General features: G+C 66.5%; 17 protein-coding genes. 6 read left to right on the top strand and 11 right to left on the bottom strand.

All coding sequences use genetic code 11. The features are described from left to right. Position 1: 1 nt before the first annotated feature. From A7U43_RS21625 to A7U43_RS21650, 7 genes are all read right to left on the bottom strand, one after another. Positions 2-1,042 carry a DUF7159 family protein gene (locus tag A7U43_RS21625; RefSeq protein ID WP_067999267.1) on the bottom strand — a complete coding sequence of 347 codons (1,041 nt, stop codon included), beginning with the start codon at positions 1,040-1,042 and terminating at the stop codon, positions 2-4. A 165-nt stretch (positions 1,043-1,207) separates the two neighbouring features. Further along, positions 1,208-1,774 carry a GIY-YIG nuclease family protein gene (locus A7U43_RS29805; RefSeq protein ID WP_156525983.1) on the bottom strand — a complete coding sequence of 189 codons (567 nt, stop codon included), beginning with the start codon at positions 1,772-1,774 and terminating at the stop codon, positions 1,208-1,210. A 4-nt stretch (positions 1,775-1,778) separates the two neighbouring features. After that, the gene (locus tag A7U43_RS21630; RefSeq protein WP_231963373.1) at positions 1,779-2,063 is read right to left on the bottom strand and encodes a type II toxin-antitoxin system VapB family antitoxin; all 285 of its coding nucleotides are present in this window, start codon (positions 2,061-2,063) and stop codon (positions 1,779-1,781) included. Between the two features lie 84 nt (positions 2,064-2,147). Further along, on the bottom strand, positions 2,148-2,951 hold the full coding sequence (locus tag A7U43_RS21635) for an RNase H family protein (protein WP_197499886.1): 804 nt from the start codon (positions 2,949-2,951) through the stop codon (positions 2,148-2,150). A gap of 129 nt (positions 2,952-3,080) precedes the next feature. Then, positions 3,081-3,656: a DUF2510 domain-containing protein gene (locus tag A7U43_RS21640; protein ID WP_067999271.1), complete on the bottom strand. Its 576-nt coding sequence runs from the start codon at positions 3,654-3,656 to the stop codon at positions 3,081-3,083. A gap of 90 nt (positions 3,657-3,746) precedes the next feature. Next, positions 3,747-4,250, bottom strand: a complete 504-nt coding sequence (locus A7U43_RS21645) for a hypothetical protein (protein WP_156525984.1) — start codon at positions 4,248-4,250, stop codon at positions 3,747-3,749. Between the two features lie 140 nt (positions 4,251-4,390). Then, positions 4,391-4,753: a hypothetical protein gene (locus A7U43_RS21650; protein WP_156525985.1), complete on the bottom strand. Its 363-nt coding sequence runs from the start codon at positions 4,751-4,753 to the stop codon at positions 4,391-4,393. Between the two features lie 301 nt (positions 4,754-5,054). Between A7U43_RS21650 and A7U43_RS21655 the strand changes: the two genes are divergently transcribed. From A7U43_RS21655 to A7U43_RS21665, 3 genes are all read left to right on the top strand, one after another. Continuing rightward, a complete protein-coding gene (locus A7U43_RS21655; RefSeq protein ID WP_067999275.1) occupies positions 5,055-6,344 on the top strand; it encodes a plasmid pRiA4b ORF-3 family protein in 1,290 nt (429 codons plus the stop codon). 93 nt (positions 6,345-6,437) lie between these two features. Beyond that, positions 6,438-6,680: a type II toxin-antitoxin system Phd/YefM family antitoxin gene (locus A7U43_RS21660; protein WP_067999278.1), complete on the top strand. Its 243-nt coding sequence runs from the start codon at positions 6,438-6,440 to the stop codon at positions 6,678-6,680. Then, a complete protein-coding gene (locus A7U43_RS21665) occupies positions 6,677-7,066 on the top strand; it encodes a type II toxin-antitoxin system VapC family toxin (protein WP_067999280.1) in 390 nt (129 codons plus the stop codon). Before A7U43_RS21660 ends, A7U43_RS21665 begins: the two co-directional genes overlap by 4 nt. A gap of 54 nt (positions 7,067-7,120) precedes the next feature. On the opposite strand, the gene A7U43_RS21670 is transcribed toward A7U43_RS21665, so the two are convergent. Then, positions 7,121-7,783 (bottom strand): NUDIX hydrolase, encoded by a 663-nt coding sequence (locus A7U43_RS21670; protein WP_067999281.1) that lies wholly within the window; start codon positions 7,781-7,783, stop codon positions 7,121-7,123. A gap of 66 nt (positions 7,784-7,849) precedes the next feature. Here A7U43_RS21670 and A7U43_RS21675 point away from each other — a divergent pair, with 66 nt between their 5' ends. After that, complete coding sequence (locus tag A7U43_RS21675) at positions 7,850-9,259, top strand: ADP-ribosylglycohydrolase family protein (RefSeq protein ID WP_067999283.1); 1,410 nt, start codon at positions 7,850-7,852, stop codon at positions 9,257-9,259. A 160-nt stretch (positions 9,260-9,419) separates the two neighbouring features. On the opposite strand, the gene A7U43_RS30395 is transcribed toward A7U43_RS21675, so the two are convergent. The 3 genes from A7U43_RS30395 to A7U43_RS29810 all read right to left on the bottom strand — a co-directional run bounded on the left by A7U43_RS30395 (position 9,420) and on the right by A7U43_RS29810 (position 11,741). After that, on the bottom strand, positions 9,420-10,265 hold the full coding sequence (locus A7U43_RS30395; RefSeq protein ID WP_067999285.1) for a hypothetical protein: 846 nt from the start codon (positions 10,263-10,265) through the stop codon (positions 9,420-9,422). 60 nt (positions 10,266-10,325) lie between these two features. Next, positions 10,326-11,129 (bottom strand): hypothetical protein, encoded by an 804-nt coding sequence (locus A7U43_RS21685; RefSeq protein ID WP_068003366.1) that lies wholly within the window; start codon positions 11,127-11,129, stop codon positions 10,326-10,328. A gap of 150 nt (positions 11,130-11,279) precedes the next feature. Beyond that, the gene (locus A7U43_RS29810; RefSeq protein WP_156525986.1) at positions 11,280-11,741 is read right to left on the bottom strand and encodes a hypothetical protein; all 462 of its coding nucleotides are present in this window, start codon (positions 11,739-11,741) and stop codon (positions 11,280-11,282) included. Positions 11,742-11,899: 158 nt separating this feature from the next. Between A7U43_RS29810 and A7U43_RS30400 the strand changes: the two genes are divergently transcribed. Then, the gene (locus tag A7U43_RS30400; RefSeq protein ID WP_231963375.1) at positions 11,900-12,256 is read left to right on the top strand and encodes a hypothetical protein; all 357 of its coding nucleotides are present in this window, start codon (positions 11,900-11,902) and stop codon (positions 12,254-12,256) included. An 80-nt stretch (positions 12,257-12,336) separates the two neighbouring features. Beyond that, a complete protein-coding gene (locus A7U43_RS21700) occupies positions 12,337-13,410 on the top strand; it encodes an HNH endonuclease (RefSeq protein WP_067999289.1) in 1,074 nt (357 codons plus the stop codon). The last annotated feature ends 72 nt before the right edge of the window (positions 13,411-13,482 follow it).

Genomic DNA, 13,482 nt, shown 5'->3' on the forward strand with positions numbered 1-13,482 from the left:
CTCAGTTGAAGCGGCCGATGATCGGGATGCGGTCCAGGATGCGGTCGCGCAGCCGCGGCTCCTGCACCGAGGGCACCGACGGTTGCAGCGGTGCGGGGGCCGCGGCCGGGGGTGGCGGTGGCGCGGGTGCAGCCGCCGGTGGTGCGGGAGCGGCAGCTTGCGGTGGTGGCGGCGCAGGGGCGGCCGGGGCGATGTTGAGGGTCCTGGCCATCTCCCGGGACGCGCGGGGCGGTACCGGGCTGAGCGGCGCTACCGGCGGCGGTGCGGTCTCCGCGGCGGCCACCGGGCGGGGCGGTGGTTCGGGTGCCTCCGGGGCGGTCAGCGCGACCGACAGCGACACGACAAAGACGACCGCCGCGGAGCCCAGCGCGATGGCCAGCGCGCCGTCGCGGGTGATGCGCTTCTTGGTTTCGCGGGTTTCGGGCGTGTTGGCGGCCAGCGCGGAGGCCAGGGCCGCGCCGCGGGTGAGCGCGAAGTCGGCCTGGGTGGCGGTGATGACGGGGCGGTCGGTTTCCTCGGCGACGGCAGCGACGAGGTCGTCGGGGTCCTGCGAGCCCAGGATGTAGACGGCGTCGGGGCTGGGGCGGGCGGCGCGCACGATGGCGCGGACCCGGTCGTTGAGGGTGGCGGTGTCGGCGTGGTCGATGTGCTCCACGTGGATCTCGAAGCCTTCGACGGTGGCGACGACGGCGCCATCGGGTTCGACGACGCAGATGACGGCGAAATCGTGTCCGGCGATGTCGGCGATACCGCGGGCCAGGGCCGCGGTGGCCTCGACATCGCGGACGGCGACGATGGGTGCGCCGCCGGCGTAGGCGTCGAGGGCTTCACGGACCTTGACGGCCTCGGTTTCGGCGTCGTGTGACCAGGTGATGCCGACGGCGCGCAGGTCGGCGTCGGCCGGGAGTTCGGCCAGAAAGTCTTCGATGTGGTCGGCGTCCACGATGGCGCGGTCGATCGGGTGGCCCTCGCCGGTGTCGCCGTCGACCAGCTCGCCGTGGATGTCCTTCGATGTCACTGATAGGCCCAGTACGAGGCTCATGGTTGTCTCCCTGATCCGTCGTCCATTGGGGTTGAGGTTACCCGGGAGGTTTGGGTTTATTCGGGTCAGCGGGTTTCGGTGGGTGGATCGGGTCGTCGGACACAGCCGTTTGTGGCGTCGCCGCGCGGAGAATGGGCAAGCGTATGCCCACCTCGGAGCGACAATTCAGCGCGAGATCCGGGCTCGGAGTGCGGTCAGACGGGCGCGGGCCGCAGATGACGGGCAGTGGTCCAGGTTCAGTGGCGGATCCAGCTGATCCAACAGAGCCTGTTCAACGCGGCCGAGGGCATCCCTGTCGTCGACCGCGACGATGCCGACTGTGAGGTGCTCGGCTATCCACTGTGAGACGACCGCGTTGCTCGGACTGTCCAGTCGTCCGCCGCCTGCTGGCACGAGCTGCAATTGGTCCAGCAAGAGCGCGGAGATCGTGCGACGAAATGTAGACGATCGGGCGTTCCCACGGATGTGTTGGCGGCCGATTCGGGTGGCGAGCGTGGCAGTCGATCGCTTGCCGGAGGGCCATTTGGTCGCGCCGGCCTGGCCGACGTAGAGCAAGGACGGAAGTTCTACGCCGAGTTCGGCTCCAAGGACCGTGCACGCTTCGGCATCGCCCCACCACGCATACATGCCCGGCCGCTGAGCCAGCTGTAGATCTGCCGGAAAGCACTTTGGATCAACGGCATTCGAGGAATCGGAAAGTACGTCGAACACTGCTTGTACGTCCGGTGTCATATTGTCACACCGGCAGCCCCTGGTCGTCGTAGAGATCCTGCTGATCGACGTATTTTCGCTCTGCCAGCGACATGTCCAATTCGGACAACAGCATGCTGACCTCAGCGCGCCGTGCGCTTCGGCGCTGAGTCGCCTCGAGCTCAGCAAGTTTGGCCGCGACCGCCATCTCCACCGCGGCGGACTGGCTGAGCCCGGTGCGTCTCGCCAGTTCTCGGACAAGTTGCTCCGTCCGGACGTTCGAAATGTGTACACCCATAGGCGGATTCTCCCTCAATTCTGCGCCATTCATCAGCAAGCGCACCTTCTTCGACCGGGTCGGCCGTGGATAGCCTTCGATGTCGCCAAAGGCCCACACCGGCGTCGCGCCTAGGAGTCACCCAACCGCCCGCCCCGACTCATCGCCGATCCGGCGAAACTCCGAGGCGAAGCCCTCGGCAATCCCAGCGGCCCGGCGACGGTATTCGTCAAAGTGCAAGTCCTGGTCACCGCGCTGATGCCGTGACGCCAGCCGGGCCAGGGCGTCGGCGCCCTCGTTCAGCGGCTCCCCGCAATGGCCGGGGGCCCAGCGCACGTCGATCCGCTGTCGGTCGGCGCGGATCTGTCGTCGCGCGACGTGCAGCGGACCGTCAGCCGGGTACTCGCCCGGCATCACCGCCTCCCCGCGCTTCCAGCGGTCCACCATCGCGACGGCGTCCTGGCTGTCGGACACAATCGACAGCCACCGACGCGTCAGTTCACGCACCGCGTCACCGATCGCGAGCAGTTCGGCGACGAGTACCGGTTGCGTTCCCACCGTGTTGAGCGATGAGCGATATCCAGCCATGCCGTAGTGCCCGGTGCAGGACAGCCACGCGAAGCCGGCATTCTTGCCGCGCACGGAGCCGTCGGCGGCGACCGTCATCGGTTCCCGATCCACCGGCAGGGACACCGCGGGTGTGGGCGGGGCCTGTCGCACCAGCGCTACTGCGGCGTCCACTAATGGTTGTTCCGCGGTGTCGGGACGCTCGACCCACCAATGGATCTGGTGGGCCTCTCGCCACAGCGGGCTGCTGCCTTTCAGGTTGACCAGGAACCGCATCCGTAGGTGTCTTCCGTGTTCGGCACGGATGCGGGTGATGGCCTCCAGCAGAGCGGCTTCTTTGCTGGGCGCGGCGATGAACCCTGTCCAGGACTGCAACTCTCCGATGGCGGCGTAGCGGTAACCGAAATCTACTGCGGCGACTGCTATTGCGATTGTCTCCGGTGGGCGCGGGCGAGCGAAGGCGAGGTCGACCGGTCTGGGTCGAGCTCGCGGTAGCGGAGCCATCTACCCGCAGTCCGGCGGGAGGTACTGGCCGTGCACTCCACGCGGATCACCCCGGAGGTAGAGCTTGTCCTCGTGCTCGGCGCGCTGTGCGAGCATGTCGCGCTGGAACTGCTCGCGGCGCCGCTCTTCCTCGCGCCGTTGGGCCGCCTTCAGCGCCCAGAACCCGCCGCCGGACAGCGCCCCGATCACCGCGAGAACGGCGAGCAGCCAGGGGTGTTGGGCGATCAGACCCATTAGAAAGAAGCCACCGAAGACCGCGAGCGCGATCAGCGGCCGCCAGTTCGCGGTGCGTACCGTCGCACCGTTGCCGGCGACCGCAACCGATGACGATCCGCCGCCGCCGAAGATTGCGGCCAGGGCCCAAATCGGCAACCACAGGCCGCAGGTGAACACCGTCAGCACCAGGTGCAGACCGTGACTGGTGCCGCCGCCGTTCGATACCGCGACCGCCACGGCCTGTGCCGGCGGCGCCGGTGGCGGGGTCGGCGAGAAGTGCTGTGTCCAGCGGTGACCGTCGTGATAGCGCTGGCCGGGCTGGCCGGCCGGATCCGGGTACCAACCGGGGTGTGTGGTCATGGTGTCCTCCGTCGATTCGCTTCGTGCTCAAGCGAGCCGGACAGAATGACAGAGGGCACCGACAAGTTCCGGCGCAGAGCCTCCGGACCGTCAGGAGCGACGTCGGGGTCCGTCGAGGTAGTAGCCGACCAGGTACGCGATCGGCGGAAGCAGGAAGACCGGAATCGAGCTGATGACGATCAGCGCCAGCTGCACCCACCGGCGGCGGGCGATCGGGAATCCGTCGTAGGAGTCGATGTACCCGGTGATGGCCAACATCGCGACGGTGAGTGTGCCGGCCCCGAGCGTTTCAGGCCCCATGCCGAACATCAGCGCGCTGGTTCCCGTGACCACGCTGAAGACCGTCAAGAGACACCAATGCGCTGTCGCGGTGACCTGCCCGCGGTACGCGTCAGGCGGTGGGACCACAGGGGGCGCGGGACTGCCGTCCTGCGGCGGATCGGGTCGGGTGCGGGCGATCGCGTAGGAGTAGATTCGCCCGCCGATTTTGAGATAGGACGTTCTGAAGTAGGCGAGCAGTACTCCCAATGCCGCCACCAGTGCATAGACGACAAGTGCTGTCCCCCAGCCTCGATGCACTACTCCGAATGTCATTACGCCGGGGCTTAACAACCAGGTCGACCAATAGACTCGGCGTTCAATGCGCACGTTATGGATAAAGCCAAGGGCGATCGAGCCGACAATGCCTATGGCGAGTCCGGCCTGGAGCCAGACACTGCTATTCAACCGTCTGCTCAGTCCCAGTCTTGGGCGGCGAACATGAAGAGCCCCCAGCTGAAGCCTGCTCCGTAACCGCGGCCGTTCCAACTGAACCCATACTCTTGATAGTTCGCCAAGTACTGGTCATTGAGTGGACGCAGGGGGCCGGGGGTCAGCGGGCCAAAGCGTCGGGCGAAGTCGTTGACACCCACTTCCCATGGACCAAACTCTTTCGGAGACTCCACTTGCGGGACCTGTCCGCGCATTCGCCGGTAGTTCATTGACTGGGTCGAACCGCTTTCGGCCGCCACCGCTTTGAAGTCGAAGTCCGGCCATAAAGCACTGGCAAATTCCAGCGACGTAGCGTCGCTGTCTGTCCCGGTGAGTAGCACCTTCAAGTTCCGGAAGTAGCGAAGCCTCGTCTCCAAGTGAGGATGCGACGCGGTCGCGCGCCCGCTCCCGATCTTCGACAGAAAGTCCGTGCTCCGACAACTTCGCGTGTAGATGTTCGGTGATCTGAGACATCGACATCCGCAACTTCATGGTCATCAGCACATAGATTTCGAAATCAACGATGGCCGACTCTGCAATCTCTGTCATGACAGGCCCTTTACTACCTGAGGTCAACTGTCGAGGTTACCTCCGATATCGGGGTTGGGTTGTCACCATTTCGGCCACTTCCCTCGTAGGCTGACCCGCGTGGGCAGCACCATCACAAGCAAGGAAGCCAAGAGCAATACCTACCGCGTGCTGGTGGACCTGGACGGCTCCACCCCGCCGATCTGGCGGCGCCTCGATCTCCGTGCGGATCTGCCGCTGGACGTGGTGCACCTGGTGGTGCAGGCCGCGTTCGACTGGGAGAACCGGCATCTGTACCGCTTCGCCATGGGTGGAGGACCATTCGATGACCGCAGCCTGAAGGTCCTCTGCGACGAGGACATCGCCGAGGGTGAGGATCGTGGCCTACCTGCGTCCCAGACGTCGTTGGGCGCGATGATGAGTGAGCCCGGCGACCGGCTGGGCTATGTCTATGACTACGGCGATCTCTGGGAACTGACACTGGAACTCGAACAGGTACTCACTCCGATGGACAGCTACCCCGCCGCCGTGGTCATCGACGGCGAACGGGCCGCACCGCCCGAGGACTGCGGCGGGATCACCGATGCCGTGCAGCTCGCCACGGTGCTGCCTGATCCGGAACTGTTTGACCTCGCGCGGCTCAACGAGGCACTGCACGGTCCCTTCTTCTCCGCAGTGCTGGCCGGGCTGGATTCGCGGCTCATCGCCCTGTTGAGCCGGTTGCCGGACGGTCCCGTGCTCGTCAACTTCGTCGCGGGCCTTGTCCAGTTGAGTTCGGCACCCACCATCGTCGACGACGACATCCTGCGAGCCAATCTGACCGCACACCAATGGTTCTTGGACCGGGCGGCGAAGGACGCCATCCCGTTGACATCGGCCGGCTATCTGAAACCCTCTGACGTGACCGCCGCAGCAGCAGTGGTGCCGCAGGTGGCCGAGTGGATGGGCAAGAACAACCGTGAAGCCAATTGCCCTGCACTGCTGAACTTTCGGGAGTCCTTGCAGGCGATGGGATTGCTGCGCAAGCTGAAAGGCTCGCTGGTGCTGACCAAGGCCGGCATCGCCGCCCAGCGCGATCCGGCGGTGTTGTGGCGCCATCTCGCATCGCGACTGATTCCCTCTGACGGCGAAGCGTTCGAATGCCACGCCACGCTGTTGTTCCTGGCACAGGCCGGCGGCGCGGAGGACAGCGGCGTTCGGTTCAAAGACATCGCCGAAGCGTTGACCCAGCTGGGCTGGCGTCGCGAGGACGGTGAACCCGTCCCGTCAGACGTGCTGTACCGGCTGACCGCGCACGATGTGCTGGTCAACGTTTGCGATCGGCCGCGGCGGCTCGCCGACCTCAACTGGATCAGTCCTGCAGCTGCCGCGTTGGCGAGGGCGGCGCTGCGGGCCGGGCGTCTTACTTGAGGGGAAGGCCTGATCGCTTGCTGCCCTCGGCCTACCGATCTTATTACGCTAGTTACGCTAGCGCGATTAGCTTCTCCGATCTACCATGGGCGGATGGAGAGCACGGTGACCAGCACGGAAGCCAAGAACCAGCTGAATCGCATCCTGGCCGAAGTTGAACGGACCGGCGCATCTGTGACCATCACGAATCACGGCCGCCCCATTGCCAGGCTGGTACCGGTGCAGCCCCTTCCGCGCACATTCGGCCAGTTGCCAGCCCTGCGCATCCCCCATGACTTTGATGAACCGCTGCCCGAGGCCGAACTACACGCATGGGACGGCGCAGACGAGTCGTGAACGTTCTTCTGGACACCCACACCCTCCTATGGCTGGCCAGCTCACCGGCCGAAGTGGATGCCGCAGCCATGGCAGAGCTGATCAAACCCGAAACCCACGTCGTCGTCAGTGCCGCTTCCGCGTGGGAAATCGCCATCAAAACCAGGATCGGGAGACTCGATGGTGAGGCGTTACTGTCGGCTTGGCCGGACATCATTGCCGGCATGAGCGCCGTGGAATTGCCCATCGAGTCTGCCGACGCGATTCTCGCCGGACGGCTCCCGTGGCAACACAAGGACCCATTCGATCGGGCGATCGTGGCGCAGGCACTGCGCCGCAACCTCACCGTTGCCACTCGTGACGACAAGATCATCGACGCTGCACTGGTGGCCGTGATCAGGGCCTGATCACGGCCATCAGTAGGAGATGCTGGCGCCGGCGAGCGCCGCTTGAAAGTCAAGTCAGGTGCGATGTGCGTTGCGCCGGAACAGTTCAGCCGGACGCCCCCGACCGAGGGCCACCCGTTCACCGGTGGGCTCCAGGTGCGGCTCCATGGCGCGACGGAAGGTGTCGCGCTGCAACGACTCCCCCACGATCGACTCGTGCACCCGCCGCAGATCCCGCAGCGTGAACTCCTCGCCGAGCAGGCGGTCCGGGTCAGGGCCCGCGGCGTGGCGCGCGCGCACATCGTCGACAGCCAGCGCGATGATCTCGGCGTGGTCGTAGACCAGCCGGCCGGGCGCGCCCACCGGCACCAGGCGGGTCACCTCGGTGAAGCGCGTCGACACCCTGTCGGCGGGCACCACCGCAACGTGCGCGACGGACAGCACCCAACCCCGATCATCGCGGCCGAGCGCATCGAAGACATGCAGCTGGCGTGGCGCCAATCCCTGGATGCCCGCCTTGTCGGCCAGCGAGCGCTGCACCGCCTCGGCGAGCGTCTCCTTCTCGTGCAAGAAGGTGCCCGGCAGCGCCCATCCCCTGCCGTGTGCGCGACGCACCTGCAGCACCGCCAGACCCAGGTCGGGGTCCGGCGTGAGGACCGCGGTGTCGACGGCAACAGAAGGCCGCGGGTAGTCCGTGAGGGCCCGCCCGCTGCTGCTCACAGCATTTCCGTTGTCCATGTCAGTGCCTCAGCGTACAGTCAACCATCAATTAGCGCAGATTCGCGCAAATTGGGGAGGCTCGAGATGACATCACGCAACGATCGCGCCGAGGGCGTGCTGCTGGGCACCGCCGCCGGCGACGCCCTGGGGGCGCCGTACGAGTTCCAACCGCCTCGCGGCGCCGAACTGCCGGTGGAGATGACCGGCGGCGGGCCGTGGGAGCCCGGCGAGTGGACCGATGACACCGCGATGGCCATCGCCATCGCCGAGGTCGCCGCGACCGGCGCCGATCTGCAGGACGAGGCGGCCCAGGACGCGATCGTGTCTCGCTGGCACACATGGTCGTTGACCGCCAAGGATGTCGGCATCCAGACCCGGTCCGTGCTGTCGGCGGCGGCGCGGCACGCACCGATCACCGCGGTCGCGGCCCGCGCGGCGTCGGCGGATCACCACCAACGCACCGGCCGCACCGCCGGTAACGGCTCGCTCATGCGTACCGCTCCGGTGGCGCCGGCCTACCTCGACGACGAGGACGCCATGGTGACCGCGGCGCGGGCCATCAGCGAGCTCACCCATTTCGACCCCGACGCGGGTGACGCCGCCGTGTTGTGGTGCTGCGCGATCCGGCACGCGGTACTGACCACCGAACTCGACGTCCGGGTCGGACTGCGCCACCTCGACGCCGACCGTCGAGCCCTGTGGACTGCTCGCCTGGATGACGCCGAGGCGCTCCGTCCCGCCGAGATCCCCAACAACGGTTGGGTGGTCGCCGCACTGCAGGCCGCGTGGTCGGCCATCGTCACGACCCGCGGTGGCGGGCCCGCGCACCTGCGCGCTGGGCTCGACGCGGCCGTGCGTGCCGGTTTCGACACCGACACCGTCGCGGCCATCGCCGGCGGACTGCTCGGCGCCGCATACGGGGCGTCGGCTGTCCCGTTGCAGTGGCGCAGCCGGCTGCACGGCTGGCCCGGCATGACCGCACGGGATCTGGTCGGCCTGGCGACGGCAATCCAACGCCCGGGTGCGACGAGCACCGGACCGACGTATGCGGGGTATCGCACCGATGCCCTTGTCACCCATCCCTTTGACGATGGCGTGCTGATCGGTGGCATCGGGGCGCTGCGGAAGTTGCCGGCCGAGGTGGATGCGGTGGTGTCGCTGTGCCGGGTGGCGGACGCCGATGTGCCGACCGGGATGCCGCATGTCGAGGTCCGGCTCATCGACAGCGTCGACGCCGACGAGAACCCGCACCTCGATCATGTGTTGCTCGACGCCGTCGGTGCGGTCGAAGAGCTCCGGGCGCAGGGCCGCACGGTGCTGTTGCACTGCGTCGAGGCGTACAGCCGCACCCCGACCGTCGCGGCGCTCTACGGTGCCCGGGTCCGCGGGGTCAGCGGCGATGAGGCGCTGCGGGCGGTGCTGGACGTGCTGCCCGAGGCGAATCCGAATGCGGTGTTCCGGGACGCGGTGCGACGGTTGGGGGTGGCGACGTGATCGACTGGCTGGCTGGGCTGGTCGAGCCTCTGAACGCGGTGCTGTTCAGCATCGGTGGTGATCAGGTCAGCACCGCAGAGCTGCTCGGTTTCGTCACCGGCGGCCTGTGCGGTTCGGGGAGCCGCTGCGCGGGCCGGGGTTTGAGGCGACCGAGTAGCAGCTACCACTCATGCAAGCAGACCTCGCAGCGCCAGGTCTCCTCGCGCGGGCAGCAGCCACCCATGGTCCGCCACGGCGCCCATGACTCCGGATTCATGGGCATGCCGTACCCGATCGACTGGGTGCGCCGCGCCCCACACTCACCGCACGCGGGATGCCGATTGAACTGGAAGTCGATGAGCGACCGGAAGTGACCGTCTCGCATGCGCACGTGGCAACGGTCGCACAGCACGCCCGGCCAGTCGCGCGCCGACTCCCGCAGCCAGGCCTGATACGGCCGCGCGGGCCCCGATTTGTCGTACGTCCTGATCGGCGAGTCCGGCACCGGCCTCGGTATCGGGTCCACGGTGTGGACGTGGACCCGGTCACGGGCATCGTGCCCGCTGAGGTCGATCTCCTCGGCGCAGCAGGCGCACTTCCCGTTGCAGCGGAGCAGGATTCGCGCGGCCGCCACCGATGAGTGTCCCCAGCGATAGGCGACCCGGCCGTGTATCGGGGTCTCGTGCAGCGCGAGGATAGCCCGCTCGGCGTCATCGTCGTCGAATCGCCAGCTGTCGAACGCGCTGGGCAGGTCGAGCACCATCGCAAGCGTCGTCAGATCGACGAGATCAAGGCGATAATCCCGTAGCAAGGCGCCACCGAGCGGACCCTCGTGGTCGATGCGGGCCAGCTTTGTCAGCACCGACGCCGGGTCGGTGCCGAGCACGACTATCGCGTAATCGCCCGGCCGGGACTCCCCGAAGGCGTACTGCCAGGGCCGGTAGGGCGACGTGGGTTCGAGCAGGGTGATGATACCGTCTTTCCAATCGGCGGCCTCCAGGATGTGCAGGCGGATTCTTTGCGACATCCTGCAATTATTCCAGTCAGGTATGACATTTTCGCTTGCTTGGACTTTGCTGCCAGGCGCTCAGGGTGTCGTGTCGCGCGCCCGTTCGATCTGGCTCTTGATCTCCCGGTAGGCCTGCACCCGCGCCATGACCGCCTCGACCGCCGAGTCCGTCGGCGCGGCTTCCGGTGTGGCCTCGATGCCGTAGAGCATCGCGCTGAGCTTGCCGTGCAACTCGGCCCGCTGTTCGGCGACCCGGGCGTCCTCGCGCTCGGTGCGCAGCGACTCGTCGATGAGGTGCGCCTCGGTGGCGCACCTGACGATCAACGCGACTCGCTCGTGGGCGGCGCCTTCCAGGTTCGCAATGGTGGTTCTGGCCTCGGCGAGGAGTCTGCGGTCATCAGCACTGGGCTTGTCCAGCACTGACAGCTTGCCGGTGACGGCACTCAGGGCGTGTGCTTTCGCGAAGCCGTCGGCGATGCCGGCGATATCGGCGCTGAAGTCGATGTCGCCCAGCCACCCAGCACGCGCGGCCTCGGAGCCAGCCACCTCTTTGACCGCGCTCAGCGCAGACTCCATCAGCACGGCATTCCGGTGGCCGAGCAGATCGATGCGCGACTGCTTATCCCTGCGCTCCCACTCCTCGCGGTCACGCTTAGCGGCCGCTGCCTGCGCCGCGCGTTCCACGCGTGCTCGGTCCTCGGCCTCTGCACGGCGCTGTTCCGCGGCTTTGATTGCCGCGGAGGCGATCCAGCAGACCAACATGAACGCCGCCAGGGCCCCGAGGGCGATCCAGACCTCTTTCGGCACCGCGGCGATGAGTACGACGACAAAGACAAACAGGACGCCCGCCCCTCCAGACCCGCCGGATGAACCCTTACTCACCGTTCCGCTCCATTCACCATCGGCTGCACCGGATGTGCGCATGACAGCCGGACAGAATGACAGCTGCCACCGACAAGTTCCCGGCTCAGCGCAAGCAGTGCCGGGGCGAAGCGGACCCGGGGTGAGTGCGCGCTGAGGGACAGGCGCCGCTCAGGGCTGCGTGCCGCCCGGCTCGAGCCACAGGGGTAATGCTCGTTCTTCGACTCCGCGCGCCCGGACGTCCTGTAGCCACAGCGCGTAGGTGTGTTGGTGGGTCCTGCCCAACGACTTCCCGTTGTCCGTGAGGCGCAGCCATACAGTCCATGGCCAACCGGCACGGTCATGGAAATTGTCTACGTATTCGACCGATAGCCGCCGCAACGATGCATCTGGTGATGCGCTCCACCGCTCGAAGCGCGCACCGTGCTCACGCAGGCCACCGATCTCGGCGACGCCCTCACTTATCAGCGAGAGAACCAGTCCCATCACCGTCTGTTGAACCTCTTCAAGGCTGGACGAGAGATTTTCTTCGGCTACGTGTCGGTGGACCTGCCACAGCTTGAGCCAGTCATGCAGGCCCTCCACAAGCAGTTTCTCTCGTGCCGAGAGGGCGTCGCGGGGATGCGCGGTCATGGTCTCGAAGGTATCGAACCGACGCCGTCGCGGACGCGGGATGCTGACCGGACGTGTCGGAGCTATCGTGACTGCCGGTCTCTCGTGCGGCGGGGCCAGGTGGGGAGAGAGTTGGCGATGAGGCAGAGCGGCGGAGACACTCGTCTGATAAATGGGAAGTGAGCAGCACGTTGGTTGAGACGGGTATTATTCTCTGCGCCGCAGCGTCTTTCGTCGTCGGCATTGTGGGCAGCGCCTTTCCCATCCTCAAGTCGCGGAAACTTTCAACGGCATCCATACAGCGTCGTTTCTATTGGACGGGATGCGTGTCGGCGCTGGCGCTTCTGTTCCTTGCCCGTCTCGACAGGTGGCCGTCCAACCTGTACTTGATCTTCATCTGCGGCACAGTCGTGATCGCGATCGCTTTCTTCCGAACGTCACACATCAAGATCAATGGTCGGATCTGGGCGGCATACGCAGTGCTCCGTCGGCCCGATGCGCCGCCCGCGGTGCCGCAACATCACGACGAGGTCTGACTCAAGCAGTCTGGGCGCGGTCGACTGGGAATGACCCACTTCAGCGGTCCTTGAGACCCGCCTCGTGGTACCAAAGCAATGTGCCGGACGCCATCGATCCCCTGCTGCTCGGGCAGCGTGTGGTGGCGATCCTGGAGACCGGCCTGCGGGTCGCGACCTACAAGCTCGCAACGCTGATGGCGCTCATCGACCATTGCATCGAGAACCTGCCCGAGCACCCGGCGGACCAACTGGCCGTTTCGATCCCCGATCTCGCGCACCGTGTCCTCCAGCTGTACTGGCGCCAGGTCCGCCCATTCGAGGGGCATGACCTGCGCCAGTCCAGCGGCGAGAAAGAGCGAATCCCGCGTGCCGTCAGAGCGTTGCGCGCCGCCACGCCGGCCTCCTCGTTGAGCGTGGCAATGATGGCTGCCCCGGAGGTCTACCAGACGTCCATTGACGAGATCGGCTTGTGCCTGGCTCAGCAGCCGCTGTACCGGCTGCAACGATTGCCCGGCGGCGACCTCACCGATCCGTTCCTGTACGACGACAGCTTCCTGCACTCGAATGTGTCGCGGCGTACGTTGCGTGCCCACAATGACGCGATCGTGCTGATGCCGGGGGTGGCAGCCGGTCTCGCCCGGCTGGCCGGTCTGCTCAAGCCCGCGCTGGAGATCATGTGGGTCGACGATGTGCGACGGATGAACAAGTTCCTCACCGCCGAGGTGCCGGATATCGCCGGGCACCTGTTCGGGCGGGACCGCACGGCGCTGGCCGCGGTACGTGGTCCGTTCAAAGATGCGTTCGGCGCGCGTTGCTTCTACTGCGATACCCATCTGCCGGCCGACAACCCGATCGACCATGTGCTGCCATGGTCACTTGTCGGTATCGACGGACTGGCCAATCTCGTGTTGGCGTGTGCGCGGTGCAACACCGACAAACGCCATGCGCTGCCGGCGGTCGACCTCGTCGACAGAGTGCTCGGCCGTGACCGCGGGGTGCTGGAGCAGATCGCCGGTGAGATCCGTTGGCCGACCGAGTACCAGCGCGTCGCCGCCGCGGCGCGTGGGATCTACGGGAGTCAGCCACCGGGAATTGCGACGTGGTCGGGGTACAAGGCCAGCGTGCGTCTCGACATCGGGTTCCCGCCCCGATGGATGGATTCGCCCAGCTGAGCGGACTTGTCGGTGGTGACCCTCATACTGATCGGCTCGCTGGAGATTCCACGTCGAGCGAGAGGACACTCC

It is taken from the genome of Mycobacterium adipatum (genome assembly GCF_001644575.1).
Classification (GTDB): Bacteria; Actinomycetota; Actinomycetes; order Mycobacteriales; family Mycobacteriaceae; genus Mycobacterium; species Mycobacterium adipatum.

Bases quoted from the DNA above. Each gene is read 5' to 3' on its own strand.
- A7U43_RS21675 (WP_067999283.1), top strand. From the start codon at position 7,850: ATGACATCACGCAACGATCGCGCCGAGGGCGTGCTGCTGGGCACCGCC.
- A7U43_RS29810 (WP_156525986.1), bottom strand. From the start codon at position 11,741: ATGACCGCGCATCCCCGCGACGCCCTCTCGGCACGAGAGAAACTGCTT.
- A7U43_RS21640 (WP_067999271.1), bottom strand. From the start codon at position 3,656: ATGACCACACACCCCGGTTGGTACCCGGATCCGGCCGGCCAGCCCGGC.
- A7U43_RS30395 (WP_067999285.1), bottom strand. From the start codon at position 10,265: ATGTCGCAAAGAATCCGCCTGCACATCCTGGAGGCCGCCGATTGGAAA.
- A7U43_RS21670 (WP_067999281.1), bottom strand. From the start codon at position 7,783: ATGGACAACGGAAATGCTGTGAGCAGCAGCGGGCGGGCCCTCACGGAC.
- A7U43_RS21630 (WP_231963373.1), bottom strand. From the start codon at position 2,063: ATGAATGGCGCAGAATTGAGGGAGAATCCGCCTATGGGTGTACACATT.
- A7U43_RS21660 (WP_067999278.1), top strand. From the start codon at position 6,438: ATGGAGAGCACGGTGACCAGCACGGAAGCCAAGAACCAGCTGAATCGC.
- A7U43_RS21625 (WP_067999267.1), bottom strand. From the start codon at position 1,042: ATGAGCCTCGTACTGGGCCTATCAGTGACATCGAAGGACATCCACGGC.
- A7U43_RS21645 (WP_156525984.1), bottom strand. From the start codon at position 4,250: ATGACATTCGGAGTAGTGCATCGAGGCTGGGGGACAGCACTTGTCGTC.
- A7U43_RS29805 (WP_156525983.1), bottom strand. From the start codon at position 1,774: ATGACACCGGACGTACAAGCAGTGTTCGACGTACTTTCCGATTCCTCG.